The sequence below is a fragment of the Caballeronia arvi genome (assembly GCF_001544695.2).
Lineage (GTDB): Bacteria > Pseudomonadota > Gammaproteobacteria > Burkholderiales > Burkholderiaceae > Caballeronia > Caballeronia arvi.
Map to the genome: position 1 here is coordinate 1 of NZ_FCOM02000071.1, position 22,565 is coordinate 22,565.

General features: G+C 58.9%; 26 protein-coding genes and 1 pseudogene. 18 read left to right on the forward strand and 9 right to left on the reverse strand.

The annotated features are described in order from the left end of the window. Positions 1–440 precede the first annotated feature (440 nt). From AWB74_RS38270 to AWB74_RS38280, 3 genes are all read right to left on the reverse strand, one after another. The gene (locus AWB74_RS38270) at positions 441–962 is read right to left on the reverse strand and encodes a hypothetical protein (RefSeq protein ID WP_061151788.1); all 522 of its coding nucleotides are present in this window, start codon (positions 960–962) and stop codon (positions 441–443) included. A 106-nt stretch (positions 963–1,068) separates the two neighbouring features. Then, positions 1,069–1,584, reverse strand: a complete 516-nt coding sequence (locus AWB74_RS38275) for a VOC family protein (protein ID WP_061151789.1) — start codon at positions 1,582–1,584, stop codon at positions 1,069–1,071. 204 nt (positions 1,585–1,788) lie between these two features. Next, positions 1,789–2,277: a DUF6933 domain-containing protein gene (locus tag AWB74_RS38280; protein WP_061151790.1), complete on the reverse strand. Its 489-nt coding sequence runs from the start codon at positions 2,275–2,277 to the stop codon at positions 1,789–1,791. A gap of 361 nt (positions 2,278–2,638) precedes the next feature. Between AWB74_RS38280 and AWB74_RS38285 the strand changes: the two genes are divergently transcribed. Next, positions 2,639–2,995: a hypothetical protein gene (locus tag AWB74_RS38285; protein ID WP_061151791.1), complete on the forward strand. Its 357-nt coding sequence runs from the start codon at positions 2,639–2,641 to the stop codon at positions 2,993–2,995. 302 nt (positions 2,996–3,297) lie between these two features. Here the strand turns inward: AWB74_RS38285 and AWB74_RS38290 are convergent, their stop codons facing one another. Together AWB74_RS38290 and phaP are read right to left on the reverse strand one after the other, a co-directional pair. Beyond that, entirely contained in the window at positions 3,298–4,404 is a 1,107-nt protein-coding gene (locus tag AWB74_RS38290) for an extracellular catalytic domain type 1 short-chain-length polyhydroxyalkanoate depolymerase (protein WP_061151792.1), read from the reverse strand. Between the two features lie 90 nt (positions 4,405–4,494). After that, complete coding sequence (phaP, locus tag AWB74_RS38295; protein ID WP_061151793.1) at positions 4,495–4,983, reverse strand: TIGR01841 family phasin; 489 nt, start codon at positions 4,981–4,983, stop codon at positions 4,495–4,497. Between the two features lie 268 nt (positions 4,984–5,251). Between phaP and AWB74_RS38300 the strand changes: the two genes are divergently transcribed. Next, the gene (locus tag AWB74_RS38300; RefSeq protein WP_235024843.1) at positions 5,252–5,857 is read left to right on the forward strand and encodes an FGGY family carbohydrate kinase; all 606 of its coding nucleotides are present in this window, start codon (positions 5,252–5,254) and stop codon (positions 5,855–5,857) included. A 261-nt stretch (positions 5,858–6,118) separates the two neighbouring features. On the opposite strand, the gene AWB74_RS38305 is transcribed toward AWB74_RS38300, so the two are convergent. Then, positions 6,119–6,739 (reverse strand): SEL1-like repeat protein, encoded by a 621-nt coding sequence (locus tag AWB74_RS38305; RefSeq protein WP_061151796.1) that lies wholly within the window; start codon positions 6,737–6,739, stop codon positions 6,119–6,121. A gap of 153 nt (positions 6,740–6,892) precedes the next feature. Between AWB74_RS38305 and AWB74_RS38310 the strand changes: the two genes are divergently transcribed. The 6 genes from AWB74_RS38310 to AWB74_RS48295 all read left to right on the forward strand — a co-directional run bounded on the left by AWB74_RS38310 (position 6,893) and on the right by AWB74_RS48295 (position 11,788). After that, positions 6,893–7,387 carry a ProQ/FinO family protein gene (locus AWB74_RS38310; protein WP_061151797.1) on the forward strand — a complete coding sequence of 165 codons (495 nt, stop codon included), beginning with the start codon at positions 6,893–6,895 and terminating at the stop codon, positions 7,385–7,387. Between the two features lie 423 nt (positions 7,388–7,810). Beyond that, entirely contained in the window at positions 7,811–8,830 is a 1,020-nt protein-coding gene (locus AWB74_RS38315; protein WP_143749414.1) for a hypothetical protein, read from the forward strand. 531 nt (positions 8,831–9,361) lie between these two features. Further along, entirely contained in the window at positions 9,362–9,610 is a 249-nt protein-coding gene (locus AWB74_RS38320) for a hypothetical protein (RefSeq protein ID WP_061151799.1), read from the forward strand. 532 nt (positions 9,611–10,142) lie between these two features. Continuing rightward, a complete protein-coding gene (locus AWB74_RS38325; RefSeq protein WP_061151800.1) occupies positions 10,143–10,790 on the forward strand; it encodes a TetR family transcriptional regulator in 648 nt (215 codons plus the stop codon). A 307-nt stretch (positions 10,791–11,097) separates the two neighbouring features. After that, positions 11,098–11,541 carry a hypothetical protein gene (locus AWB74_RS38330; RefSeq protein WP_061151801.1) on the forward strand — a complete coding sequence of 148 codons (444 nt, stop codon included), beginning with the start codon at positions 11,098–11,100 and terminating at the stop codon, positions 11,539–11,541. Positions 11,542–11,653: 112 nt separating this feature from the next. Beyond that, on the forward strand, positions 11,654–11,788 hold the full coding sequence (locus AWB74_RS48295; protein WP_268811238.1) for a hypothetical protein: 135 nt from the start codon (positions 11,654–11,656) through the stop codon (positions 11,786–11,788). A 174-nt stretch (positions 11,789–11,962) separates the two neighbouring features. On the opposite strand, the gene AWB74_RS38335 is transcribed toward AWB74_RS48295, so the two are convergent. After that, a complete protein-coding gene (locus AWB74_RS38335) occupies positions 11,963–12,217 on the reverse strand; it encodes a hypothetical protein (RefSeq protein WP_061151817.1) in 255 nt (84 codons plus the stop codon). A gap of 414 nt (positions 12,218–12,631) precedes the next feature. Here AWB74_RS38335 and AWB74_RS38340 point away from each other — a divergent pair, with 414 nt between their 5' ends. The 3 genes from AWB74_RS38340 to AWB74_RS38350 all read left to right on the forward strand — a co-directional run bounded on the left by AWB74_RS38340 (position 12,632) and on the right by AWB74_RS38350 (position 13,902). Continuing rightward, positions 12,632–12,994, forward strand: coding sequence for a toxin-antitoxin system TumE family protein (locus AWB74_RS38340; protein WP_061151802.1), 363 nt, complete (start codon positions 12,632–12,634; stop codon positions 12,992–12,994). A gap of 1 nt (position 12,995) precedes the next feature. After that, positions 12,996–13,364, forward strand: a complete 369-nt coding sequence (locus AWB74_RS38345) for an HVO_A0114 family putative DNA-binding protein (protein ID WP_061151803.1) — start codon at positions 12,996–12,998, stop codon at positions 13,362–13,364. Between the two features lie 274 nt (positions 13,365–13,638). Continuing rightward, positions 13,639–13,902 (forward strand): DUF4148 domain-containing protein, encoded by a 264-nt coding sequence (locus tag AWB74_RS38350; protein WP_061151818.1) that lies wholly within the window; start codon positions 13,639–13,641, stop codon positions 13,900–13,902. A 36-nt stretch (positions 13,903–13,938) separates the two neighbouring features. On the opposite strand, the gene AWB74_RS38355 is transcribed toward AWB74_RS38350, so the two are convergent. Next, entirely contained in the window at positions 13,939–14,547 is a 609-nt protein-coding gene (locus tag AWB74_RS38355; RefSeq protein ID WP_456061761.1) for a DUF7686 domain-containing protein, read from the reverse strand. 366 nt (positions 14,548–14,913) lie between these two features. Between AWB74_RS38355 and AWB74_RS38360 the strand changes: the two genes are divergently transcribed. The 6 genes from AWB74_RS38360 (at position 14,914) to AWB74_RS45985 (ending at position 17,820) form a co-directional block, all read left to right on the forward strand. Then, positions 14,914–15,342, forward strand: coding sequence for an antitoxin Xre/MbcA/ParS toxin-binding domain-containing protein (locus tag AWB74_RS38360; RefSeq protein WP_061151804.1), 429 nt, complete (start codon positions 14,914–14,916; stop codon positions 15,340–15,342). Between the two features lie 97 nt (positions 15,343–15,439). After that, positions 15,440–15,916 carry an RES family NAD+ phosphorylase gene (locus tag AWB74_RS38365; protein WP_061151805.1) on the forward strand — a complete coding sequence of 159 codons (477 nt, stop codon included), beginning with the start codon at positions 15,440–15,442 and terminating at the stop codon, positions 15,914–15,916. Between the two features lie 89 nt (positions 15,917–16,005). Next, complete coding sequence (locus AWB74_RS38370; RefSeq protein ID WP_061151806.1) at positions 16,006–16,860, forward strand: phage integrase family protein; 855 nt, start codon at positions 16,006–16,008, stop codon at positions 16,858–16,860. A 55-nt stretch (positions 16,861–16,915) separates the two neighbouring features. Further along, complete coding sequence (locus AWB74_RS47705) at positions 16,916–17,176, forward strand: tyrosine-type recombinase/integrase (protein WP_061151807.1); 261 nt, start codon at positions 16,916–16,918, stop codon at positions 17,174–17,176. A gap of 70 nt (positions 17,177–17,246) precedes the next feature. Then, positions 17,247–17,528 carry an RNA chaperone Hfq gene (locus AWB74_RS48805; RefSeq protein WP_061151808.1) on the forward strand — a complete coding sequence of 94 codons (282 nt, stop codon included), beginning with the start codon at positions 17,247–17,249 and terminating at the stop codon, positions 17,526–17,528. Then, positions 17,494–17,820, forward strand: a complete 327-nt coding sequence (locus AWB74_RS45985; RefSeq protein WP_143749415.1) for a hypothetical protein — start codon at positions 17,494–17,496, stop codon at positions 17,818–17,820. Before AWB74_RS48805 ends, AWB74_RS45985 begins: the two co-directional genes overlap by 35 nt. Positions 17,821–19,540: 1,720 nt before the next feature. On the opposite strand, the gene AWB74_RS47050 is transcribed toward AWB74_RS45985, so the two are convergent. Next, positions 19,541–20,206, reverse strand: a complete 666-nt coding sequence (locus tag AWB74_RS47050; protein WP_200822096.1) for a hypothetical protein — start codon at positions 20,204–20,206, stop codon at positions 19,541–19,543. Positions 20,207–20,214: 8 nt separating this feature from the next. On the opposite strand from AWB74_RS47050, the pseudogene AWB74_RS38385 reads away from it, so the two are divergent. Then, positions 20,215–22,308, forward strand: a pseudogene (locus AWB74_RS38385) (response regulator); the annotation flags it as partial. Positions 22,309–22,565 lie beyond the last annotated feature (257 nt).

Genomic DNA, 22,565 nt, shown 5'->3' on the forward strand with positions numbered 1-22,565 from the left:
ATGATTCATGCATCATTGCTTTCGCGTTGCTCGCAGATTGCCAGGTTCTCTACAGCGAAGACATGCACCATGGACAAATCATCTTCGACCGGCTGACGGTGATCAACCCGTTCTCTTGAGCACTTTCGAAACGTACCGTTTTTCTATAAGACGAGGCCGAGGTGAGTAGTTGTCGCGTCAGACGAGTCTAACGACCCGCGCGGAGCGTATTGACATAATGAACAATTAGCGCAGCAGTACTATCTAATCTTCGCGTCGATAGAATTGCCAGAGGCGAGTCACCGATGATTCGCGGTGGCTCGTTGATGAATCGGAGCGCCGCCCGGCGGACCTGATCTGACCGAGTTCGGCCATGACGCGTCGTTCACCGATGACCTCGCTCCGTCACTCAAACTTCAGCCCCGCACCACGTTGCAGTCGTTCGCGTTGCCTGGCGAGCTTTACTGCACCCGCATCGGCTGGCCGTCCAGCCAGCCTTGGATATCGCGGAGCACGTCCGTCTCGATACCAAGGAACACGTGTGGCGAGCGCGCCCTACACTTCTCCGACGCTTCACCTTCGGTCGAATCGACTTCGATGAACGCGTAGTGGTTGCCTTCGGCTAGACGCTTGCCCGCATAGGCAGGGAATGAAACGCATTGGTCGTGAAGGTTGGAGACCACGAGCACCCGATGTCTGGCGCCATCCACGTCGAGATCGGAGATAGTCGCGCTGCCCTTATGAGAAACCGTCACCGGCGACGTTAGAACAAAGGCTTCCGCGACCGCGATGTCGAGATCGCGTTCGAGCGCATTCCCGACGGACACCGTTACCGCGCTCGTTCCGACCAGTGCAATCTTCGACGTCGGGAACCGCTCGCGTAACTTTAGAACTACGGCCTGCGCGTCGGCGAACGATTCCTTGCCGCGACGGAACAGGTCATCAACGCCCTGCGCATGGTCGGACGGAGTACCGACCAGCACGACGGCATTACCGCAGTCGCCTATTCGCAATGGGCGATCACCCACCGACCAGCCATATGGGGGGGCACCCCACGATTAACTGCGGCTATACCGCCACGTTATTCATTTACGTGGCCAGATTGGACGCAAAGCTGATCAGGTTGCCGTCGAGATCGCTGACGATCAGGCTACGCATGGCCCAAGGCTCGTCGCGCGGTGCTTGCCAAATATGAGCGCCAGCTTCTTGCAGTGATTCGTGCAGGGCGTTGACGTCGGAGACCTCGACGAACGCGCTTAGCAGTGCCTCGCCGGCAGCGTGATCGATTACAGGCCTTGTGACATGGCGGATTGCCAGGATCGCCTCATCACGCGCCACGTGAGCGTAGAAAGGCGTTTCGCCGTAGACGAACAATGGGCGGAAGCCGAGCGACTCCGTGTAGTAGGCGAGTGCCGCCTGGAAGTCTTTGACGAAGATGTTCGGAATTGCCTGTTTCAACATTGCTATCTCCTTGCGCTTGCCAGCGTCGAGTTTCTTCCGTCGTCCGCCAACACTGCCTTCAGCTCGCGCAGCTGCGAAACCGGCGGAGGTCCGCCACCGGACCAAGGCGCGTTCGAACTCGGCGAAGGCCCCGATCTGCGTCATCGTACGCCCGGCTGAGGTGGTGTTGGCAATGTTGATAAGGGGCGAGCTGCCCCCGTACACACGAAAGCGACCATTGCATTAGCCTGTTTTAGAAAGACGGCTCAGGGTCGGCGAAAGCCGATCGCAGCGGTCAGCCAAGCCGGGGCTGAGCTCCGGGCCGCTCGAACCAGAATACGGAGTAGGAGCTCGCGATCAAGCGACCGTTCACTCATGGCTCGTCAACTCTTTCAACGCTCTTTCCGGAAACACTGGCCCCTTGTAGAGCGGGCTACATGGCGTGTGCGCCAGTTTTAGCGACAGTGCAATGAGCTCGTTCGTCTTGTCGTAAGCACGATATTGTTCGGCGAGATATGCGAACTGCGTCATGATGCCAATAACGCTGCGATTCTGCGTCTTGGCGTAGTTGACGACCTGCATCTCGGACACCTCCGAATCGATGAATGAATGCGAAACTCCGTGGGCGGCCAGTATCTCTGCCAGAGCCTCTGGAAACCGGGTTGAGAGGTTTTTCGCCGGAGCCAAAGGCATCAGCACGGGCAGTAGCGTTCGCTCATTCACAAGCATTGCAATCTGCCGCTCCCATGGCAAAACAGTCGCGTACCAACTGCCAAGCTTTGTGGTACTGCTTCCCACCTCGACCACTTCGGGTTTAAGACGATTGAGCAACTTCTGCGTACAGTGAAGATATAGCATGGAGTCTTCTTGGGAAACTTGTACATACCGAATAGGAGAGGAAAAGTTGCGATCGTGCGACCGCTTATTGATCGTCGTTTTTAAGTCGAAGAACGACGGAAGTCCAGCCTGGTGATAGAGCCCGCGGCGGTCGAATATACACAACGAGACGGTAAGTTCGGCAACGTTAAGCCAAGGTAGTATCTGACAAGGCTAGCTTGGATCCTGAGGATCGCCATGTCGACGAGAACAAAAATACTGTGTCTCCGTTAGCGGGAAGGTGCTCACCCGGCTGGTGCGCGAGAAAATACGATCATTGCGTTGAGCGTTGTGTACGCCAGGAGTCTATATGAGACGATAGATACAACACGTCTGCGTCGCGATGACCGCAATCGCGTTCGCAACCCTCTCCATTATGGCCGGTGCGAAGACGGTGACCGAAGATCCCGCCGCGATCATTCGCGCTGCTTTGGAGCAATGGCGGGGCGATTTCAACGCACGACGTGCCGCGCATATCTGCGACCTCTTCGCGCCGGATCTCCGTTACGACTTTCACGGCTTGCCCGAGCAGACCTATCCGTTGCTCTGCGACCGCTTACATCGGGCCCTGGCCAACCCGACGCAATCCGATATCCAAGTGAGGTTGGAGGGAAACCAGTTCCTGCTTGAAAAACGAGCCGTAAAGCGACTCGCGGTTCGCACGCCATCGCAACCGGCCGATGCGAGAAAGGCGATGTAGCGGCTCGCTCGAACGGGCTGTCTTGAAGCCGCGCTCTTCAACGCGACGCACCGACCGCCTGGAGTCGCAATCGACGGTGAACTCTTGCTTGGTGCAGACACAACTCTACGAGATGATTTTGTTCGGATGTTGCGGGCGGATGGTGTCGAATAGTTCCCCGAGGTCGTCCCGTTGCAGGGAGTGCTGGGTAGTCTGGCCATGAAAAATCTTATTTCGGATAACTATGATCGACTACCTGGAATGTCGATCAAAGTCTAGGCGGCGAGGGAGGAGAATTCAAAGCGGACTTCGTCGATGAACCTTCAGTATTGCTGGCTGCCCACTCTCACGAATTGACCGAAGAATCGCGCAATCGCCCGGCTGGCCGCCGGTCCGCGCATGTCCGTATGGGTGCCGTCGGGATGGCCTCCGGACCACGCATGACCCAGTCCGTGCACGATCCATTGCTCGCCGATCGATTCACCGTCACGATCATGAAACACTTTCCGGGTATAGGCGTGTCTACCCGCTTCGTCGGCGACGTATATCGAGGATGACGTCACTGTGTCGTCGGACATGCCATGCAGCAACTGGCTCATCGTCGCGATCTGTTCGCTGTTGCGCGGATGCACCGTGTCGTCGGCATCGCCGTGAAAAACTATCAGGGGTACCGCGCGCGGTTTTGGGCCGTCGGACAGGGTGTCGGGCAAGCGCACTTTGCCCTTGCCGTCATTCATCGCGCAGAGTGCTGTCATCTGCTCGTTGGCGACGCCGAACGCCAGGCCCGAATGAATCGCCGCGGCCGCGTAAAGCTCCGGATGTGTCACAGCGAGATTGACGGCCAGTGCCCCACCAGCCGACATACCCGCGATATAAACGCGAGCGCGATCCACGTTATACGTGGCTGCGACCTCGCGCGTGAGGGCCGCGACGGCCGCCGCTTCGCCTGATTCGCGCGTCTGATTCGCCGGCATGAACCAGTTCCAGCACCTCAGTGGATTCGAACTTGCCGACTGCTCCGGGTAGACGACGATAAAGCCCTTCTCTTCGGCGACGATGTTCATTTCGGTCCCCGACGCAAAGTCGTCCGGGTCCTGCTGCGCGCCGTGGAGCATGACGATCATCGGCAGCGGCTGACCTTCGTATGCGGTCGGAACGTAGACCTTGAATCGATAGCGCTCGTTGCCATGCTCGAAACTCTTGCTCAACCAGCGATGAGCGCCCGCGTGCGCGATCGGGTTGTCGATGTGCGGCGGTTCATCCTCGGAGTATTTCTTTTTCGTTTCACTTTCCGATGGCAGCGGAGTTGCAGGGCTTGCGACCGCTGTCTCGGCATTATCGAAAAACTGCGCCGTGAGACCGACGATTTCGCGAGGAAACATCGACCAGAATGAGTCGTGCGCCCACGCAAGCGGATGGAAGGGATTCATCGATTTTCCCGTCGGGTCGAGCGGAATAAAAAACCCGCGTGATGCGGGTTTCGAAAGTCAACAGTGGCACGTCAGGGCTGACGGCACCGATTAGCGCTTCGCGTCGACCTTGGCAGAACGCACGGCCTTCTCGGATGACTCGATCGCCTCGGCGCCTGCATCTGCAAGATCGGTCGATGCCTCGGTAGCACTCGATAGCAGTCCGACAGCCTCTTGCGAAGCAGATTCGGACGCCTTCTTCAATCCGAAGCCGAACTGCTCGATCGGGCCACGCGCCTCATTGAGAATGTCCGTCTGCGTCGCACGAACGATCTGCCAGAAATGCCGCGTATAAGCAGCCGCCTTTTCGGGCGTCTCGGCCAGCAGAGTCGATTGCCAACTCAGGAAATCGGCCGGCTTTGCCTGCGGACCGGCCTTGGCAACAGCAGTGCTTTCTTCGAAGACCGTCTTGGCCGTCTGCACGTTCAGTTCGGCAAGTTGCTGAAGGCCGCTTGCATACCGCTTTGCAACATTCACGAGGACCTGGAGGCTTGCTGCCGGGTAGACAAACGTTTGATTCGGGAAAGAAGAAGGAAACATTGTTGCTCCTGTGTTCAGCTTCGTAGAAAAAGCTGTATTTTATGACCGAGCGCGCTTTTGCTGCACCGCAATATAGAGATCCATCATACGGCACTTTCGGCTGTCGTCAAGTAAGCATTCGTGATTCCCTCACCGTGTCATCAGTGGTGTGAATTCCTCCTTTATGTCCTACGAATCCCGTTTTTCAACGTGTCACCACAACGAACGGCGCGACGCCGCTCGACACCGGACCGCTCGTGAACCACCGCAGCCCGAGGCCTGTGTCCCGATGCTTGCCGTCCGCTCGCGGCTTCAACTGTTTGACGGATCAGATGTCACTCCGCTCCAGGAGAACGGACCCGGACTTTGGATCGAATTGCATGTATCCCACAAGGCTCGGCGATGTCAGCAAGGTTGTCTTGGCTCTGCTCGTCAGGTCATAGAAGATGAGGATGATCGCGCTCGGGCTCGTCACATTGTCAAAGCCGGCGAGAACGCAGGGACCCTCCGCCTGGGCACGACCGACGCGTATGTCCTCGAACGGCTGACTGGCCACTTCGCGACCAATACGACGACGGCGTCCCGCACGTCATTGATGAACCTGCGGACCTGCGAATGGGACGAGGAACTATGCCGACTGTTCGGCGCGACCATCAAGTGCCTGCCGGAAATTCGTCCGACTGTAGGCGACTTTGGTAGTGTTGGCCGCGTGCCGCTGACTGCCTCACTAGTCGACCAGCAGGCAGCCCTATACGGCCATCGTTGTTGCAAGAGCGGCGACGCGAAGATCACGTTCGGAACGGGTGCTTTCGCGCTCGCCTTGACGGGGAAGTATATTGTTTGCGGATCCGATCAGGGACTGCTTCCAACTGTTGCCTGGCACATCGGCAATTGAGGCGCGCGGTTATCCGTCGCACGCGTTTCGATGCGCTTGCAACGGCACGCGGCGTTTGTCTAACTCGGATGTGGCCAATCAAAGAAGGAGGGCAGAGACGTCCATGTTGCCTTGTATTGGTGTTGCTCCGCGGTCGACAGCAAATTCGTCTCGCATCGTCGCTACGCTATCGGCACCGTAGGCTCAACAGTGCCGTCAACCCGGGCCGACAGACCCGAGTCGAGATCGATCTCGGGATGATCTGCGAGGATCTACAGAGATCTACCGTAGCGCTTGGAGTCGTTGTAGGCATCGCGCGTCGTCACCACCGCGCCGATACGTCTGGATGGCCTTTTGGCGATTGAGCATCGCTCCGGTGCTTGGCGCTCCCCAGACTCCCTCCCAATACAGGCCAAGGTTGTGTGCGGAAGCCTTGTGGCCTAAGTCAACCGCTCGCTCGTACAGCGTGCGCGCAAGATCCACGTCCTCGCTCATCCCTCTGCCCATCCGCGCGCTGTCTGCGAGCGCTGCGGCCGAGATGCCACGCAGTCGGCCGTCGGCGGTGTCGTCCTTCATCACATCTTCAAGGATTGCGTTACCCGTGACGACCTCCTCGTCATCGCCGTTTGATGAGACAAGGGAGAGGGCAAGCGCGACGCGCAACGATGGATGGCGATTCACGCCCACACGGTCGAGAAGCTGACGCCCCAGAATCGGTGCGTCAGCGAGGGGGCTCGTCAGGAGCGCGTTTGCTATCGCAGCCAGAGACTCGGGAGTAAGAAAGCCGGTCTTGTTCGCGGCGATCACGTGCCTGAAGAACTTTTCGACATTCAGCGTCGGATCGGACCTGCGAAGCTGCTGCCACTCACGTTCGATCTGTCCAACCCAGCTTTCCATCTGCATGGTGAGCTTTCCTCTGGTGAAAACTGCACCGTATTCTAGCTCACCTTGGCTGCTCGACGTAGCAATTAGATTGTGAAAAGACCGTCATGTGGATCGCCGAAGGCCGAGACGACGTCACTGGTAAAATTTGAGAATTGAACTCAGGCAGGAACGATGGGCTTCGAACAACTCGCTGCGCTTAGAGCGCAACTGAATCAAAACGCCAAGAGCGCGAAGGGCGCGTCAAGCGTGATGCCATCTCGCGTCAAAGCAGCAGGCGATATCAAGCAGCAGTCGAGCCCTCCACGGACCTCTGCTGACGCCGCGGCGCGCGCAGTAGCCACGCTGCAGAAGAATTTCCCGCGAGCCTTTCCGCAAAGCCCCACGCCCAAGGTTCCGCTCAAGGTGGGGATTCTCAAGGATGTGCTCGCCCAAGCGGCGTCGCTCGGGCTTAGCGAGCGTGACGTTCGTAACGGCATCAAACTCTGGTGCCGTGGCCATCTTTATTGGACGTGCCTCACCGAAGGCAGTGCGCGCGTAGACCTTCATGGGGCGGTCGTCGGCGTGGTCTCGGCGGACGAGGCCGAGTACGGCGCAAGTCAAGAAAGAGTTCGGCTCACGCGCAGGCGCGAGCAAATTGCGAAGCATGGTGGCCGACGGCCGCGGTGACAATCCACTGTCAAAGAACATGCATCATATTTTACACAACGCCAATATCGCACTTATATAGGATATCAAAATGAAATATTGCAGGTTTTCGCGCAGGACCCTTGAACGGTCGGCAAGGGGTCGATTTGGGGGGCGGCGCCGACAACGGCAGTCGCCCGCGGGATGATCACGGTAATCTGGTCGAAGCCCGCGGGGAGATTTCGCGCGAGAGCGTGTGACATATTCACCGGTGCTGCGGGAGCCACTTCTCGTGATGCGGCTGCCTTTTTAGCAGCGTTGACTGTGCTAAATTGTTTCACTCAATGTCGCGAGGGATAGGCTGTGAATTGGATGACACGCTTGTTAAAGACTACGCGAACGGAGACGAAGGCGCCCAAGCCATCGAGCGACGAAGTTGTTCACGGCGCACAAGAGACGGCGGCAATGACCGCGCTGATGCGAGCTATGGAGTCGAACGTGCATCAGCGTCAGTCCGATGGGCTGCCGATCAACGAGCGCTTCACAGTCGAATTGGCGACGCATCAGGCAAACTCCGCACCTTTCGCAACCTGGCGCCGCCAGATTTCTGAGCAGAAGGAGTTATTGCGGGCGCTGGATCTGGAGGCCGAGCGTATGACCTATCTCCTCAACCGTTATGCGATGGTGGACGGCCGTCACTATCGAACCTTGAGCACATTGGAGAAGAGCGGACTGCTGAGGACGGAGCTTCCCGACGAATCAGCCGAGGACAATTGCGACGGGCACGAGCCGTCGGTACCGTTGGATCTCCTTGACAGCTCGCCGCAGACCGACTCTCAAGCCGGCGAAGCAGGCAGTTTGAGCACTGAGGAGCTTGAAAGGGCGAACGCGCAGTTGACTGAGCAAGCCGCAGTCACAGCCGACATGCAGGCGGACGAAAGCGCGGAGGAGCTCGAGCGGGAAGTTGCGGCCCTTCAACACTTGATCGAGTCGAAGCAGTCGGAGACCCAGGCGTTCAAGTCAATCTTCCTCAAGTATGGTGCTGTGCGCGGTGTCGGGCTCAGCAAGATGTCCGAGCGGGAGCGTCGAGACGTCTTTTTGAAAGGCGCGCGGGACTTAGCACGGGCGAAGGTCGACCAAGCGCGCGCGGCGGACCGCGACGCGCAGGCGGAATCGTTGAAACCATCAGAGAGTGAGCTGCCGTCTGCGGTGCAGGAAAACGGCAAGGCGTTCCTTCGACCTGAATCAAAAGCAGGTCGGCGGACAAAAGCGTCGGGGGACGTGATGCAAAGCAAGCCCGTCGATAGCTTATTTGCAAGCTGGAGCGACGCGCAGAGGCGAATCTCTCCGCAACATGCGGCCGAAAAGTTAGGCATTAAGCATCGCGCTGCCAAGAAAATTCTTCAGGACGCAGCTCAGCGGGGTGTACTCGTCGCGCTGCCAAACGGCTGGTACGAGGTCGCTTCTCGCCAGCCGACCACGTAGGCCTTGCGCAGATCGTCCGCCTATTTTGCACGAGAAACACATGATTGACGCGCGGATGACGATTCGACTCCCATCGCCCGACAGCGGTAGTTCGTCCACTGGGGGTGATTGGCAAGGGAGAGGACTTGCATGATGACCGCCAAGCAGCGCGCGCTTCCTCGTGAAGAATCAAGCGCTCACACCTGGGTGCGGCGTGGCAGCCTGTCGTGACGACCGTGTGACCCGAAACCAACATGCCGGCCAGCCAGACGGCCGCCGCGACATTGGCGCCAATTGGTCCGCCGCCGTCAGTCCATACTCGCAGCGACCGCTAGACATCGTCACGCGATGCCGGTCGCCGATGCGCACTGCGTTGTCAATCGGCGAGCCTTCGAGTTTTGCGGTAACGCGCGTCGAACGAATGCCTTCGGGAATCGAACTCGCCTCGAACGGGTAAAATTAATACTTGCCCAAAAGCGTGACCCTTGCGTGAGGGGACGACCGTGAGCTCGCTGACCGTTAGACCAAATCGCAGACCGTTGGACGGTTTTGATGAATCAGCTGAACCGGCACCCGGGCCGATACCCGGATCATCTTTATGCCGAAGTGACGGCGCTCGTCCAGCAGACCGAATACCTCATCGGTCCCGATCCGTTCGAACAAGAAGTCCTGCAGACCGTGAGCAAGCTCACGGAAGAGGGAAGTCTGAAAATGGCGCTGTTCAGACTGCATGAAATCATCGACGCACGTCTGGAACGTCGGACGCCTGGTTCTTCGAATATGCAGCAGCAATCACACTAAAAGGCGTCTTTGGCAGATACCAGACGTCTTCCGCGGCCAGGCGTTATTGCCTTTCAGGCGCTCGTGCCGCAGCCTTCACTCAGGGCAGCCGCGGCGGCTCCGTCGACCTGGGTGCTCCACGGTTCCTCGTTCCAGCGGGAAGCCCGTGTTCGGACAACTAGGATCTGGAAGCCAGACTCCTTCACGCACTGAACCACGTCGGTTCCCTCAACCTAGCCTTTCCGACGGCGCAGGACCGCGACAGGCAGAGCCCCTGCCAGATACGGCTTCGCACGGCGTGTCCGTCGGTCGACGCCTTTGCAGAAGTCAGCATAGAGTGAGATACAGCGGTCATCGCAAGATGCACTTCGAACACAATCAATTCGAGCGGAACCGAGCACGACCGCGCAAAGAGTCGATCAGCCGTCTCAGCTGCAGTTTCTAGTCGCCATGAAGGCCGCACTCTGGGGGGCGATTGGTGATTGTGCCAATGCAGAAAGGCGTAATTGCAGCTATTAATTAATAGCCGCAACCGATCTATGGGCGCCACGCTATGAACGAACAACGCGTAAAACGGGACCCTGAAGGTACGCGACGGCGCATTCTCGAGGCCGCCACCGAGCAGTTCACAAGGTATGGCCTCGCAGGCGCACGCGTCGACGCAGTCGCCGCGGCGGCCGGAACAAACGAACGTATGCTCTACTATTACTTCGCGAGCAACGAAGGACTATACGTCGCCGTGCTCGAAGCAATGTATGCGCGGTTCGCAGAGCGAGAGGGGAGCCTGGACTTGTCCGGTCTGCAACCGAGCGACGCTATCCGCGAGACGGCTCAATCCATATGGGCATATCTGTGGAAGAATCCGCAGTGGTTAAGCCTCATCAATAACGAAAATCTGCACGAAGGACGGTATCTGGAGCGTTCGAGCAGCTTGCGCGAGACAATTTCGCCGCTGATTGACTTGCTGCGTGTGACGCTCGAGCGCGGTGCGGCAGCAGGACAGTTTCGGTCGGGCGTTGATCCGCTGGACTTCTACGTAACACTGGTTGGGATGGGCTACTACATCGTGGCCAACCGGTTCACCCTAGAAGCGTTCACGGGCCGCAATTACGCGGAGTCTCTTCACCAGAAGTCGATCTCCACCATGCATGTAGACATGCTGCTTTCCTATCTACGGCCGGTCGTTGCCCCATTGGAGTAGCGAGCTTGAGAGTGGCAACGAGACGACGCTCGACGTTGCCGACGAGCCGAGAATCGTTGCTGAGAAAACTGGCTCAACGGAAACACAGCCTGACCATCGCAGACCGATATTCATCGTTGAAGCAGAGAGCTGAGGCGTTGGTCGATAGGATGCGCTGAAGTTTGATCACGAAGAATCGACTGTCAGGTGGTCGAAAATCACCGTTCTTTGACAGGGATGATGATGCGGGGAAATTCCTGTGAGATTCCGGCGCACGCCGGTCGCATAAAGCCGATACGCTTATTGGATGCCTTCGGAGCGGGCTGCCATGACGAAACCTAGCAAAATAGGACATCTCGAAGCCGCGGCATCGCATCACGAGAAGGCGGCCGTATTTCATCGGGAGGCTTCGCAGTTTTACGAGGCAGGTAAGAATTACGAGCATGCCGCCCATCTGGCTGTGTTGGCTCACGGCCACGCGCAGCTTGCCATTGACGAGGTCCATGTCGCGGCCAAGCATGCGAGCGCTCCATCCTCGGCAGGCGCCGTTGATAGTGGCCTGACGGCTGCGCAACATCATGCAGCGGCATCGGCAGTCCATACTCAAGCAGCGCAACATCTGCGGCACGCCGTCCAATTATTCGATGCAGATCGCAGCGCAGTGGCTCATGAGACGCAGTTGACCCTTGCTCTTACGTTGCGGGCGCTGGTGCATGGCAACGAGGCGGCCAAGCAATATGTCGCTTCGCTGCGGACCAAAAGCGCGTTGTGAAACGCGTCAGGACTAAGCGGCGCGGAGCAATTGAAATGTGCAGACCAGCGCGCCGGGGCCCGCGGTACGACGCGTAGGAGTCGGGGACCTAACCGTGAGAGGAAGGCGTGGTATGAAAGTCTCCATGACCGAACGGTCTATCGGCATTGCCTTTACGCTTGTTGGCGCAGTTCTCATCGGCGTCACCGGGTATGGCTTACTTCAACTGTTCCTGTGGGTTCTCCTTGTTTTGTACGGAAGGCAGTGAACGAGTAGCGCTGTGCGCCCAGATCATGATCGCGTGGTCTGCGGCATTGTAGTCGAGCGCGCAGTGGCGAGTTAAGTGCAGCGCCCTAACTGAGCGTTTCACTGGAACAGGAAACGCCACCCGAAGCCCGGCGGGCGATAGCGCTGTGAGAGTAATGGGCAGCCTTGCAGGCGCTTATTCCGAAACGCCGGTCATTTGCTCGATGTCAGCCTCAATTCGCCCGCGCGCCTCCAAAGTCGCCTCGTCAAAGTTCGTCGATACCAGCGGAAAGACGAGTCCGTTTCCCTTGAAAATTCCCTCATGGTGAACCCAAGCTTTGTAAGCGAATGTGCCCGACGGTAACCGCGTTACGTTCAGCATCACCTTGTAGGTGCGCCGCAGTCCCTCGGTGCGCCGATGATTGAATTCAAACACGTGCGATTCGTTCATGTCTCGCTCCGTCTGGAGCGCCGCGCTCAACGCTCCACAGATGTCTACGGTTGGCCCTTCTCCAATCTTCCTTCACATCGCCATACTGCTGCGCGCCTCGCCCGCACCTTGTTGCATCTGGCCCTTCGCCTGCTGACCGGTGTTGCCCGTCATGTTTCCGACGCCTTCGTTGACTTTCTGACCTTCCCCTTCGCTTTTTCTCCAGTGCCCCTCAGCCAGTCCTTATTCATGATTCAGCCTCCATGAACAGCGGGTAACATTCACGACCACATCGCCGCAAGGAGCGAGCCCAGGATGAAGCGGGATTGCCACGCGGCGAGAAAATTTATGTCAGACCGGATCCGGCTCGGAGCGATACCAGGCCGTAGTATTTCACGATTTGACTTAACTTATCAGTTAGTGATAACATAAGGCATGACCAATCGTGACCACAGCCTGGACGCGCTTTTGTCCCTGGACGGGGAGCGCTTTGCCGTTGATGGCAGCGAAACACGCTGGGTCAAGTTTGAGGTCAAGGAATGCGACGTGACGCCGGAGCGCCCGCATGGGCTGAAATATTCGCTGACGCTCCATGCCGAGGACGGCACCCGCCTGCTGGGCTTCGACAATGCGCACGGGATCACCGAAGGCTCCGGACCGGGAGCACGAACACGGATCGAATACGATCACAAGCACAAGGGCGAAAGAGTCCGATTCTACGACTATGAGGACGCCGGCAAGCTGATGGAGGATTTCTGGGCGGAAGTTGAAACGATCTTGCAGGAAAGGAGTAACTGATATGACTGCAGACACCAAGATCCTGAAAGTTGGTATCGCCTCGCGCGAGGAATACAAGGCCCGGACCATCGCCATCGCGAAAGGCCAATACAAGCCCGCGCCCGATGAGCCGAAAGTCTGGTTCCAGTCGCTCGAAACGCTGGCCAAGGTGCTGTCCGAAAGCAACCGGGAATTGCTCGCGACGATCGCTGAGACAAACCCGGACTCCCTGGACGAACTGGCCGCGAAGACCGGTCGCGCGGTGTCCAACCTCTCGCGTACCCTCCGGACCATGGAGGGTTACGGCCTGGTGCATTTCGAGCCGGGTCCGCATCGCAGACTTGCGCCCCGCGTCGACTATTCAGGCGTCGAGCTGGCTGTCTCGTTTTAGTGACCGAGAAAAAGGTCCCAGAGACCTTGCACGCAACCACGACGTCAGCCTGGCATCGAACACCAGTCTCGCCAGCCGGGCCGACGCGGAGCACGTCGGTCTCATGTTTCATCTTCAGGCCGGGTTTCGGCGAGACTCTGTTCCCTAACGAGGCTCGCGCGATGCAAGCCATCGTCGACACGAGCGCTTTATACTGCCTCTGAGACGCTGTCCTCCAAACGAACGGAGAATCACCGTGAGAACGAAGCTGGCAGGCATTGTTGTGTCATTCCTGATGGGCGGCGCCGGAGCTTTCGTGGCCCCGCTTGCCTACTCTCAAGCTAGCGGTACGAATGCAACTGATGCGACGCAAGCTGCACCACCGACAAAGGCAGAGAAGAAGGCTGCTAGAAAACAGGCGCGGGCGAAGAAGAACGCCGAGCTAAAGAAGCTCGAGGACGCAGGCTACAACCCAGGTCGGGCGAACGACCCCAACTATCCACAGAATTTGCAGGACGCGCAGAAAAAGGCGGGGATCGGGGCGGGCGCCAGCCAGTAATTGCGCTGCCGGCACGAACACCTACCGGACCCGGCGTCAAGCCTCGTCGCTCGGGTCTAGCATTTCGAGCCGGAATTGCCATGCTTCGAATGCCAACAGCATCGCGCCCAGGTCGTCCCATTCGATGCGCCGTCCATCGACGATCACGCACGGCTGACGGACGCGTTCGTCCCCGTTCCACTCGACGCGGCCTCGCAGGGTCATCTCGGCGATCTGCAGGCTGCCGGCATCATCGTTGAGATGCTTCATGCTTAAGGCCCGCTTCATCTTCTGGACCAGTCGAGCTAACAGCGCGAACGGCTCCGCATTAGCTTCGCCCAGGATTTGAAAGCGGTAGCCTGCGGCTTCATCGTCGCCCACAAGCTCGAATGCCTCCAGAGAAAGCTGATCGCCTAGCAACAAGCTTCGGAAGTGAAATTCGTGATTGTTGTCGTCCACGTCACGCAGACGTAACGGTGCAAAGCTCGGATGCTCGAATTCGTGCAGGTCAGCGAACTGCGCCATTTCGGTGTTGAAGCATCGACTACAGAGGACACGCCAAGTGCCGTCCGACCCAGCACTGACGAAGTCGTGTGCCGGTCCAGTCGCACTGCAGCGATCACATCGGGATTGCGTCATAAGAGTACCGGTACCGGCCATCTGCATCGCACTGGATCGAATGTCTCTTGAGGGTCGGTAGGGAGCGTTCAATCGCGCCTTGCGATGGCAACCATCGCTCATTTCGTCTTCCAGAGATGATGGCAGCTCAGGAAAAACACGATTGGATTTGTCGATAAGGAGTACATATAAAAGTTTGTTAATTGTTCCTTTTATGTCAAGCCTATTATGCGCAAATCTAGGCAAAGATAGGTGAAATTGAAGGCAATAAACGGATCTTGCTTGCTAATTATGATTAGCAGCGAATGGTTTAATGCGTAAAATAGCCCCTACTACGTTTTACGCCTCGCTCGGATTGGGTCTGGGTATCATTTGGTCTACAATGAAGGTTCAAATGATTCCAAGGAGGTCGCCATGCTGCTGGTGTCGCCCGAACAGATCGCTGCGGTGATGGCGCTCACGCGCATACCGCACTCGGTGGCCGAGCTCGACGCGCAAGTGCGCGAGGGCCTGCCCAAGTCGGCGCTCAAGGAAGGCGTCGAGCACGCGACGCGTAGCGCCGAGGAACGCCGCGCGCTGCTCGCGCGCATCGTGCCGGAGGCGACCTTCAAGCGCCGCCGCGACAAGCTCAGTCCGGACGAGTCGGAGAAGACCGAGCGGCTCGCAAGGATTGTGGCGACCGCGCGCTACGTGTGGGACGACGAGGCGGATGCACGGGAATTCTTGAACACGACGCACCCGTTGCTCGAAGGGCGTACGCCGGTAGAGGTCGCGTTGACGGAGCTCGGGGCGCGGCGCGTCGAGGAGCTGCTGTGGAAGCTGTTCTACGGGCTGCCGGCATGACGATTGACAGCGTGACGCGCTATATCGATGTCGTAGTGGATCAGGTTGAGGCAGCGCGAGCGCCAGAGATCGAGCCCGAAGCGGCGGGTCCGACCTGATGCGGATTTTTAGAATTGCGGATCGGCGGCATCCGGTGTGGAGTGGCACAGGGGTGATGCTGGTCGGTGGCCGTTTCAACAGTCCGGGTCGGCCGGTGATCTACGGCGCACTGAACTTTGCCGGCGCGATGCTGGAGGTGCTGGTCCATGCCCGGATCGGCAAGGTGCCGAAGCATCACGTGTGGGTCGAAGCGCAGGTGCCCGAGGACATCCTCATTGAGCGGGTGAACGCCGAGGCGTTGCCGGTGGGATGGGAGGCGCCCGATGCCCAGGTCGCGCGCCGCTTCGGCGACCAGTGGATCGAGGAGGCGAGGTCGGCCGTGCTCGTGGTGCCGTCGGTGGTGGCCCGGGCGGAATGCAATGCCGTGGTCAATCCCGCGCATCCGGATGCGGGACGGCTGGTGGTCTCGGCGCCGCAGGCGGTGGTGTGGGATCAGCGGCTGTTCACGGGCGAGCGGGACGTGCCTTCTTCATAGCCTCACCGTCCTCCCCTGAAAAGACTCACCGTTTCGGACACGTGTTGGAAGTCACTCGCTTCCCTTGACTAAAGACGAGAGCGCTCGCGATGGCCAATCAACCGCAACAGCTGACTCTGCCGCCGCCGCGCACCTATACGCGCACGGACTTCACCGCGTTGCGTGCGTTCGTGCAGCGTTTGCCGGCGGCCACCATCGCGCGCCTCTACTACGATCCCGACCACGCGCCGCACGCGGTGAGCGCCGACGCGATGGAGCGGTTTCTCCGCACTATGCGCGACGACCTCGTGCAGCTTGCGCTGCTGCATGGGTCATCGGTACTCGCCGATCACTTGAAGGCGTCGATTAAGCAGCACGGCAGCGCGAAGCTCACCGCGATGACCTTGCGCATGGTCGAGCAGGCGTCGACGCTGGCCGCGGCGGTGCCGCTCGTCATGCACCCGGTGCACCTGTGGTTCCGGCCACTGATCGCCCAACGGCTGAGCGGGGAAGGGATCGACACCCTCGGCGCATTGATCGACTGCTGCAATGCGCGCGGCGGCAACTGGTGGCGTTCGGTGCCACGCATCGGCGCGTTGCGCGCGCGGACGATTGTCGGGTGGCTGCGGCGCCATGAGAGCACGCTCGGCGTGAGCATCGCCGCCGATGTTGACACCGCTTCGTTGGTTCCGGCAAGTGCGAGCGAAGAGGAGGGCGACGGGCGTGCCCTCGTGGTCGGCGGCGATCCCAGCGAACCGCGTTTGGCGCCGTTTGAACGCCTGGCGGTGCCGGCCGCATTGTCGGGTGGCAACAAGACTCATCGCGGTCTGAACCGCGCAACCGATTGCCGCGCTGCGGGCGCATTGGAAAGACCGGGGCCGCGACTTCGATGCGCCGCAAGCCCAAGGGCCGCTGATCGCCCCGCAGTGGATCCCGGCGACGCGCACTGCCCACGAGCGGCATGATACCCGGACAGAGGAAGGGCCCTACACCGTTGATGCGTTCGGGCGACTGGTGCGCATGGCCGTGCAACGGCTCGCCAAGGAGAGTGCCGCGCTGGCGGACTTTAGCACCGACGACCTGGTGCAGTTGGCGAACACGTCGGCGCATGCTTTTCGGCATACGTTCGGCACGCGCGCCGTTGCGCGCGAGATGCCGACCGATGTGGTGCAGGCGATCCTCGGACACGTGTCGTTGCAGACAACGTCGATTTACGTGCGAGCGGAACGGCGGCGCATGCTCGAGGCCGCGGCGCGCTACTATGCCGAGGAAGAGGAATAAAGGCTGCGTCGTTCGGCGGCGCAACGAACACGGGCCGTTTGGGTGAGTTGAAAGACTGGGATGTGCCATCATGTCGAGCGATGCGAACGACGTCCAAACTGATTTCCTCAACGCCCTCATGCGCGAACGGAAAGTCGTTTGGATATTTCTGGTGAACGGGATCAAACTGACCGGTCAGTTAATGTCATTCGACAAATACGTTCTTGCATTGCAATCGCCGACGGGCGTCCAGGCGGTTTTCAAAAGCGCCGTGTCGACAGTCTGCGAATCACACTTTGTAGAGCACCAGCGAACGAGCGATCGTTCGGCGACGCCGCATGGGCGTCAACCTGTCAGGGGACACCAACGTTAATCGCCTCGTTTCGCACGCTGTTGCGGCGACGACTGCGCCCGCACTTTGTCTGGACGCCCGCCCGACAGGCCAGAAGAATTCGAACAGAACAATGCTGAAAAGTGAAGGCGCAGAGGCGATGGACGTCATCGTGCGTCCGCGTCCGGGCGCAGGATGGCAAGTCGAACGTCCACAGCGCAACGGTACCTTCTTTATCGTCGTCGTTGACCGCGCGCAAGCGCTTTGGCTGGCGAAGAGAATCCGTCCCGAGGCACAAGTTAGGTTGCTGCCGTCTTACGACAGCCCCGTCTAACAATGCGTACTAAAAGCGTAGGACGAAACCAGGCCGATGAAGGGCAGGGCAGCAACCGTCTCGAAGTCACTGCACTTTGCATGTCGATGAACTGCCATGGCCGTCGACAGTGGGCACTCACGCGGGTTTTCTCCTAATCGAGGCGCTACCTATGAGCGCCGTGCCTCCGCGAGTCGCGGAGCGGCGTGCAGGAAATAGGGGAAACCTGCACGCCGAACCGTCACTTCGACTGGGTCAAGCAGCCGACGACGGTACCCTCAGTATCGCGGAGCGGCTCGCAATAACCGAGAGCGGCACCGCACACTATTTGCCAATCTATTCCGCACGCTTGTTCCGCACTTTTTGGGCCGTTGGTGTGCTCTTGATGTGAGGGCCGGATGACTTTACTTCGCGGGCCGGGCTCGATCTTTGAATCTTCCCGGGTCTACCCTTCGATCAAGTCCGTTAGCAAGATTGCAGGTCCGTCGTCTGCCAGTGCCTTGTGTGATCGTCTGCGAGTTTGCGCCACAGGTTGAGACTCCATGCAGCGGCTGCGTACTCCGTCGGCATTCGCTCGGGTGTCGTTCTTCCTTGGAGCCACCAGAAGCAACCAAGCGGCTTCAGCATGATCCGAAGTGGACGTGCCCACCGCACGCGTATAACACCTCTTGGACACCAGGGAAGGATGATAGACAGATTCCTGATCTGCCTAGGTCGTGGAGGGAAGTCATCAACACCCTCGGTCAAGGGTCCCCGGCGCAGTAACGCCCAGGGCCTCTCTACGCAGGTGCCGCGGAGTCCGATGCGGCGTTGAGCGCTTCCGGCATTTCATTGGTTGTTAAGGCTCTGCCGTCTCGATGCGTTAATTGGTGAGGACCGTAAGCCAGGCTTCCGCCACGACACACTCGCTGCGTTTTAGCAGACTGACAAATCCGGAGTACAATCCGCAGATCCTTAATCGGAACAGCCACAAACTCGGTGCGTACGCTCTCCGCTTGATCTGTCAATCTACGCACACGCTCGATAGACATTTCGTCCTTTCGCATGGTCATCGCTTTTTCCCTTCACGGATAGGAACGCCTCACTCGGCCGATAGTCTTCCGCATTGAAGCCTGTCGAGCGTTGAGTCGGGTAAGCTATTACGACGCGCCGCAGCTGTCTCTGTCGCACAGACGACGCCGATGCAAAAAGCGATCCTACACAGTTCAAAGCCAGTTCGTGCTGACGGACCGACAGCAGGTTAGGACCGCCTCTTACCGCCGATCTGCGAGAGGAATCGCGCTGGAGACCCTCTGGTCCTGGCGTTCGTGGCGCTGTCGCTGAAAAGCCATATTTTTTCCACGCAGAAACGTCCACGTACTCCCGCGGCATAGCCCGCCGACTTTTTTGCGTGACGGTCCCGGGCGTAACTGAGCATCGCTCCGGAGTGGCCGGTTCGCTGCGGTTTTTGTAATGCTCGATCCGCGTTCGAGACAACGAAGCCCACGATCGGGGATTGCAATGTTCAGTAAAATGAGGAAGGGATGCTCCGCAGGAGCGGCAAAACGCACGTCCTTAAGAATTCGACGCAGACGACATTGACCGGTCGTGCGGTGGCAAACGAGCTAATGTCAGGACGATTTCCCCACTAAAGTTGGGACACTTGTGACAGAAAGCACTGTGCCAAATAAAAAATCCTTCAATATCAATCATTTGGCTGGAATTGAAGTAAAGTCGAGACACTTGTGCAGGTTGCGGTCAATTACGACGTCAGGATTGCCGATTTCGTAGCCGGAGGCGTGTTGTCGTTCCGCCGACGCGTCGCCAGTTCGCAAGGGCGCGCGAGCCACCGGACGAGCAAATAGTTGCCACGGTCACGCATGAAGCTGGCAATGCGCCACCATATCCAGACTGACCTCATAAGGTCGTCGTAAAGCCAGCAATTCAATTGATCGCGCCAGGCGCACTGCGGTACGTCGGCGGGCTGGTGAGGCAAGTGCCCAAGCCATCCAACCAGACCCAGCACCGGCGTCGATAAGCGATCCTTCGGCACACATGCGCGTGTGAGCCCATACCAACTCATCAACCAGCCGAGCGCTGCAACGCTATCGCTGGCAAGGTCTCGTGACGAGACCACGCATTGATGACCTGGCCGCGCCGAGAGGGTGGAGGCATGAGCAGGGCAGAGCACGTTACCGAAGAGTTGGCGTCGGACGCGATCGACAGTGTGCTCATACTCACGAAAGCCTATTCCAAAATGCGGCCAGTCAGTTTGTAAGTAGTGCGGAGCAGCGTCGATTTGCCAGTCATTGTCGTCGTGCACGACTAAACGACGAGTTGAACCAGCGCCCGCGAAGGCGTGCTGCCTGCGAAGCACCTCGATTGATGATGGCGGTGGCACATCATAGAGCCGGTTCAGTAGTCGCATATATTCGCCGTCAGCGCGGCAGCATGCAAACCGAGGGGTGGCGCCGGCGTAAGGACGGTTCATTGTTTTGGGCGAGCGTCGTGACGACCGCGCTCGTCGGGTCACATGGGGAGTTATTGGGTTTCGCAAAAATCGTGCGCGACGAAACGGAGAAACGGAAAGCGCACGACGCCGTCATAGAAAGCGAGCGGCGCTTTCGAATGCTGGTCGATGGCGTCACTGATTACTCGATTTTCATGCTTTCTCCGGAAGGTATCGTCACCAACTGGAACAGCGGTGCCCGAAGAATCAAGGGTTATACGGCCGACGAAATCGTCGGTTGCCATTTCTCGCGCTGCGCCGGCGCACCGCAGCGTGCACTGGACACCGCCGCCCGCGGGGGGCGGTTCGAAGCGGAGGGATGGCGCGTGCGGCGCGACGGGTCTCGCTTCTGGGCTCACGTCATCGTCGATGCAGTACGTGACGAGTCCGGCAAGTTGGTCGGCTTTGCGAAAATCACGCGGGATGTGACCGAAAAACGCGAAGCGGACCAGCTGCTGGAACAGACGCAAGCCGCACTTTTTCAGTCGCAGAAAATGGAGGCGATCGGGCGGCTCACGGGGGGCGTCGCTCATGACTTCAACAGCGTTTTGCAAGTCTTGCGCGGCAATCTCGAACTCCTTCAGATCCGCTGCGCGCGTGACGATTGGACCTTGGACCGACTCGCGAATGCGATCAGCGCGGTCGAGCGCGGTGCAAAGCTGGCCTCGCAGTTGCTCGCATTTGGCCGCCGACAAGCGCTTCGCCCAGCTTCGGTCAATCTCGCCGCGATGGTTCGGAGTATGGACGATCTCTTGCGCCGCGCGCTCGGCGAGACCATCGAAGTTGAAACCAGCGTGGCCGGGGGGCTCTGGAACGCATTCGTGGACTCGCATCAGCTCGAGAACGTCGTGCTGAACCTAGCGATTAACGCGCGTGATGCGATGCCGGATGGGGGGCGGCTCACGCTGGAGCTCGCCAACTCGACGCTGGACGAACGCTATGTGCGTTCGTTTCCTGACGTGCACGCCGGGCAGTACGTGATGCTCAGCGTCACCGACACCGGCGTCGGTATGCCGCCTGAAGTGTTGGAGCACGCGTTTGACCCCTTCTTCACGACCAAGTCCGAAGGCGAGGGCACCGGACTCGGTCTCAGTATGGCCTATGGCTTTGTCAAGCAAAGCGGCGGTCATATTCGGATTTATAGCGAAGTCGGGCATGGAACTGCGGTGCGTGTCTACTTGCCAAGATCGTCAGGCGAGGCATTTACTCCGGCAGCACGGACGAATGTGCCCATGCTCGGAGGCTCCGAAACAGTGCTGGTCGTCGAAGACGATCTGAAAGTGCAAGAGACCGTGGTCGAGATGCTGATCGAACTGGGATACAACGTGCTGAAGGCTAATGACAGCGAACAAGCGCTCGTTATATTGGACAGCGGCACGCACATCGACCTGCTTTTTACCGACGTGGTGATGCCAGGTCCACTTAAGAGTCCAGAGATGGTTCGACGCGCGGTGCTGCTGCAGCCCCATCTGCGCGTTTTGTACACGTCGGGGTACACCCGAAATGCAATCGTGCACGGAGGCCGGCTCGACCCGGGTGTAGAACTTCTTAGCAAACCCTACAGCAGGGAAGATCTGGCGGTAAAAATTCGCCAACTGCTCGGAGCACGAGGGGCGGCGAACGCTGAATCGTCGCGACGCTCAGCGGAGCCTGCGTCGTCAGCATCAGCAAGGCGGGTGCTCGTGGTAGAGGACGACAAGTCTTCACGAGACGCGGTGCTCGAACTGCTGTGTATGTTGGGTCATCATCCGAGCGGCGTTGAAAATGCGAGCGATGCAATCGAGACAATGAACGCTGCCGCTTTCGATGTCTTGCTCACCGACGTGCGCCTGCCCGATATGTCCGGCGTCGATTTGGCGCGAATCGTCATCGGCCGCCATCCATCGATTCGCGTGCTCTTCGCCTCGGGTGAGATCCCTTTTGCGGACGATGCCACGGACTTCCCGTGGAAGGCTTTGCGCAAACCCTACTCCCTGTTGGAGCTCGAAGCAGCACTGCGAGACGCCGCGCGCGCGCAATAGCGTTGGCCTGCTGTCCAGACAACTTGGGCGAGTCTGACGTTTGGCCGCTTCCGTGCGACGCCCTTGGCCTTCGGTTCTCTATCGTCGCCTCTTGAATTTTTGCCGGAGTTTTACTACGTTATTTTTAGCTCAGGCAGTGTGTCCGCCGCCCGACCGGCCGCACGCTGCGTGTTTCGATTTGTTTGCTGGCAGCACGGCAGGCGAACTGGAGCGCGCAAACCCGTTCTCTTCCTTGCTGCGTCGAAGGAGAAGACGAT

Bases quoted from the DNA above. Each gene is read 5' to 3' on its own strand.
- AWB74_RS38365 (WP_061151805.1), top strand. From the start codon at position 15,440: ATGCGGATTTTTAGAATTGCGGATCGGCGGCATCCGGTGTGGAGTGGC.
- AWB74_RS48295 (WP_268811238.1), top strand. From the start codon at position 11,654: ATGAAAGTCTCCATGACCGAACGGTCTATCGGCATTGCCTTTACGCTT.
- AWB74_RS38325 (WP_061151800.1), top strand. From the start codon at position 10,143: ATGAACGAACAACGCGTAAAACGGGACCCTGAAGGTACGCGACGGCGC.
- AWB74_RS38345 (WP_061151803.1), top strand. From the start codon at position 12,996: ATGACTGCAGACACCAAGATCCTGAAAGTTGGTATCGCCTCGCGCGAG.
- AWB74_RS38340 (WP_061151802.1), top strand. From the start codon at position 12,632: ATGACCAATCGTGACCACAGCCTGGACGCGCTTTTGTCCCTGGACGGG.
- AWB74_RS38275 (WP_061151789.1), bottom strand. From the start codon at position 1,584: ATGACGCAGATCGGGGCCTTCGCCGAGTTCGAACGCGCCTTGGTCCGG.
- AWB74_RS38320 (WP_061151799.1), top strand. From the start codon at position 9,362: ATGAATCAGCTGAACCGGCACCCGGGCCGATACCCGGATCATCTTTAT.
- AWB74_RS38310 (WP_061151797.1), top strand. From the start codon at position 6,893: ATGGGCTTCGAACAACTCGCTGCGCTTAGAGCGCAACTGAATCAAAAC.
- AWB74_RS47050 (WP_200822096.1), bottom strand. From the start codon at position 20,206: ATGCGACTACTGAACCGGCTCTATGATGTGCCACCGCCATCATCAATC.
- phaP (WP_061151793.1), bottom strand. From the start codon at position 4,983: ATGTTTCCTTCTTCTTTCCCGAATCAAACGTTTGTCTACCCGGCAGCA.
- AWB74_RS38330 (WP_061151801.1), top strand. From the start codon at position 11,098: ATGACGAAACCTAGCAAAATAGGACATCTCGAAGCCGCGGCATCGCAT.
- AWB74_RS38370 (WP_061151806.1), top strand. From the start codon at position 16,006: ATGGCCAATCAACCGCAACAGCTGACTCTGCCGCCGCCGCGCACCTAT.
- AWB74_RS38315 (WP_143749414.1), top strand. From the start codon at position 7,811: ATGACCGCGCTGATGCGAGCTATGGAGTCGAACGTGCATCAGCGTCAG.
- AWB74_RS38290 (WP_061151792.1), bottom strand. From the start codon at position 4,404: ATGAATCCCTTCCATCCGCTTGCGTGGGCGCACGACTCATTCTGGTCG.
- AWB74_RS38280 (WP_061151790.1), bottom strand. From the start codon at position 2,277: ATGCTATATCTTCACTGTACGCAGAAGTTGCTCAATCGTCTTAAACCC.
- AWB74_RS45985 (WP_143749415.1), top strand. From the start codon at position 17,494: ATGGGCGTCAACCTGTCAGGGGACACCAACGTTAATCGCCTCGTTTCG.
- AWB74_RS48805 (WP_061151808.1), top strand. From the start codon at position 17,247: ATGTCGAGCGATGCGAACGACGTCCAAACTGATTTCCTCAACGCCCTC.
- AWB74_RS38285 (WP_061151791.1), top strand. From the start codon at position 2,639: ATGACCGCAATCGCGTTCGCAACCCTCTCCATTATGGCCGGTGCGAAG.
- AWB74_RS38305 (WP_061151796.1), bottom strand. From the start codon at position 6,739: ATGCAGATGGAAAGCTGGGTTGGACAGATCGAACGTGAGTGGCAGCAG.
- AWB74_RS38335 (WP_061151817.1), bottom strand. From the start codon at position 12,217: ATGAACGAATCGCACGTGTTTGAATTCAATCATCGGCGCACCGAGGGA.
- AWB74_RS38350 (WP_061151818.1), top strand. From the start codon at position 13,639: ATGGGCGGCGCCGGAGCTTTCGTGGCCCCGCTTGCCTACTCTCAAGCT.
- AWB74_RS38360 (WP_061151804.1), top strand. From the start codon at position 14,914: ATGCTGCTGGTGTCGCCCGAACAGATCGCTGCGGTGATGGCGCTCACG.
- AWB74_RS47705 (WP_061151807.1), top strand. From the start codon at position 16,916: ATGGCCGTGCAACGGCTCGCCAAGGAGAGTGCCGCGCTGGCGGACTTT.
- AWB74_RS38300 (WP_235024843.1), top strand. From the start codon at position 5,252: ATGCTTGCCGTCCGCTCGCGGCTTCAACTGTTTGACGGATCAGATGTC.
- AWB74_RS38355 (WP_456061761.1), bottom strand. From the start codon at position 14,547: ATGCAGATGGCCGGTACCGGTACTCTTATGACGCAATCCCGATGTGAT.